The following is a 2,712-nucleotide window of genomic DNA, read 5'->3' as shown; positions in this document are numbered from 1 at the left end:
CGGCGGTGTGGATGACGGCGGTGAGGGGGTGTTCCGCGGGGATGCTTGCGAGGAGGTGTGCGAGTTGGTGGGGGTCGCTGGTGTCGCTGGCGGTGATGGTGATGTGGGCGCCGAGTCGGGTGAGTTCTTGGTGGAGTTGGGTGGCGCCGGGGGCGTTGGGGCCTCGTCGGCTGGTGAGGAGGAGGTGGTGGGCGCCGTGTCGGGTGATGAGGTGGCGGGCGGTGATGGCGCCGAGGGTGCCGGTGCCGCCGGTGACGAGGACGGTGCCGTCCGGGTCCAGCGGCGGCGGCACGGTGACCACCCGCTCCTCCGTCAGGTGCGGTGTCCATGTCGTCCCGTCGCGCAGGGCGATCTGAGGCTCATCACCCTCCAGAGCGGTGGCGACGGCCATGAGGGACGCGTCTGTTCCGTCCGTGTCGAGAAGCTGGAACTGACCCGGGTTCTCGGACTGGGCGCTTCGCAGCAAGCCCCACACCGCAGCAGCGCCCAGGTCGTCCGCACCTTCGGCGTCGGAGGTGGCAACGGCTCCTCGGGTGACGACGACCAGCCGGGAGCCGGCGAGACGGGGCTCCGCGAGCCAGGCCTGCAGAAGGGTGAGGAGGCGTTCCGTCATGGTGTGGGCGGCCTGGGCCGCGTCGTGGACGTCTGCACGGACGCAGGTCACGACGACAGACTGCGGCGCCCCGCCCTCGCTGCTGTCGAGGGCCGCGACCAACGCCTTCACGTCGGGAAACGCCGCGACGCCGACCTGACCGGCGGCTTCCAGGGATGCCCCGATGCCGAGGCCGTCCTCACCCAGGACGGCCCAGGTTCCGGTACCGCGACGATCCCGGCGCTTCGGCGCAGCGGGTTCCCAGTTCAGGCGGAAGAGGTGGTCGCTCACGGAGCCGGAGCGACTGGCGCGCGGCAAGGAATCGGGTAAGGCGCCCAGACGGACGGCAGCGGCCGTGGCCACGGACACGCCCGTGTCGTCGGCGATCTCGACAGCCAGAGCGTCGGCTCCGGCAGGCGTCAGCCGTACTCGGAGGACCGAAGACGGTTCACCGTGCAGCGAGACCCCCGACCATCGCAGTGAGGTGCGCGCGTTGCCGCCGTCGGCCCCCAGAGGACGCAGCAACGGGTGGAGTGCGGCGTCGAGGAGAGCCGGATGGACACCGAATCCGTCACAGGCCGCGCTGGTGCGCCCAGGTTCCTCGGGCAGGTCCACCTCCGCGTAGACGGTGTCGCCGCGCTGCCAGGCGGCTCGAACACCCTGGAAGACGGGTCCGTACCGTAGGCCCGCGGTGGCGAGGTCCTCGTACAACTCGTCGACACTGATCGCGCGGGCTGCTTCCGGCGGCCAGACAACAGCCCAGGGGGGTCGCTCCTCCACGAGGTCCTCGATGACGTCAGCCGCGGCCGGTTCCACGGCGGCGGAGGCACGGGTGATCCAGGCGGCCTCCGGATCCGACTCCGACTGCGTGTCGATGGTGAGCACGGCCGGCAGCTCACGCTCGGCGGCGGCCTCGACCGTCACACGCAGTCTGACGGCTGTGCCCGCCACGAGCGTGAGGGGCGCGTCAACGGTCAGCTCCCTGATGCCTCCCCTGCCGGTGCGGCGAGCCACGTGCAGGGCGAGATCGACGAGGGCCGCGGCGGGGAGGACGGCTGTGCCGTGGATCGTGTGGTCGGCGACCCAGGGGTGGGTGTCCAGAGAAAGTCTGCCGGTGAACACGTACGCGTTGCCGGGAAGTTCGGCGATGGCTCCGAGGAAGGGGTGGGTGGAGGGGGCTTGGCCGAGGTCGGTGGCGTCGGTGACGGTGGGGGTGGGGTGGAGCCAGTAGGGGTGGTGCTGGAAGGGGTAGGTGGGGAGGTCGACGGTGGTGGGGTGGTGGGGGGTGTAGAGGGCGGTCCAGTCCACCGGGGTGGCGTGAGTGTGGGCGGTGGCGAGGGCGGTGAGCAGGGTGTGGGTCTCGGGCTTGTCGGGATGGAGGAGGGGGATGGCGACGGCGTCCCCGGTGGTGGTGCTCGCCAGTGTGGTCAGGGTGGTGTCCGGGCCGAGTTCGAGGTAGGTGGTGGTGTTGAGGTCGGTGAGGGTGGTGAGGGCGGGGTGGAAGCGCACGGCCTGGCGGAGCTGGCGGGTCCAGTGGTGCGCGCTGGTCAGGTCTTCGGCGGATGCGAGTCGGCCGGTGAGGGTGGAGACGATGGGGATGCGGGGTCGTTGGTAGGTGAGGGTTTCGGCGACGGCGTGGAACTCGTCGAGGACGGGGTCGAGGTGGGGGGAGTGGAAGGCGTGGCTGACGTGCAGGGGCGTGATCTTCCTGCCTTGCTCGGCGAAGCGTGCGGCTGTCTCCGCCACCGTGCCGGCGTCACCTGATATGACCGTGCTGTCGGGCGTGTTCAACGCGGCGACGGTGACCGCGGGGTGGCCTCTCAGCGCGGTGAGAACTTCCGCTTCGGTTGCCTGGAGGGCGGTCATGGCGCCGCCTGCGGGGAGGTTGTGGAGGAGGCGGGCGCGGGTGGCGACGAGGGTGCAGGCGTCTTCGAGGCTGAGGACGCCGGCCGCATGGGCGGCGGCTATTTCTCCGATGGAGTGGCCGGCGAGGTAGTGGGGGGTGACGCCCAGGTGCTGGAGCAGGCGGTAGAGGGCGGTTTCCAGGGCGAACAGGGAGGGTTGGGTGTAGAGCGTGTCCTCGAGAAGGACGGCCTCTTCAGTGCCCTCCTCGGCCCACA

At 70.9% G+C, this 2,712-nt stretch carries 1 protein-coding gene; it reads right to left on the bottom strand.

Going from position 1 to position 2,712, the window contains the following annotated elements:
• On the bottom strand, positions 1-2,712 hold a 2,712-nt coding region (locus IE177_RS34530), incomplete at both ends, for an acyltransferase domain-containing protein (RefSeq protein ID WP_190019441.1).

It is taken from the genome of Streptomyces lucensis JCM 4490 (genome assembly GCF_014650035.1).
Lineage (GTDB): Bacteria > Actinomycetota > Actinomycetes > Streptomycetales > Streptomycetaceae > Streptomyces > Streptomyces lucensis.
Note: the sequence above shows the minus strand (reverse complement) of the source record. Positions and strands in the feature narration are given on the sequence as shown.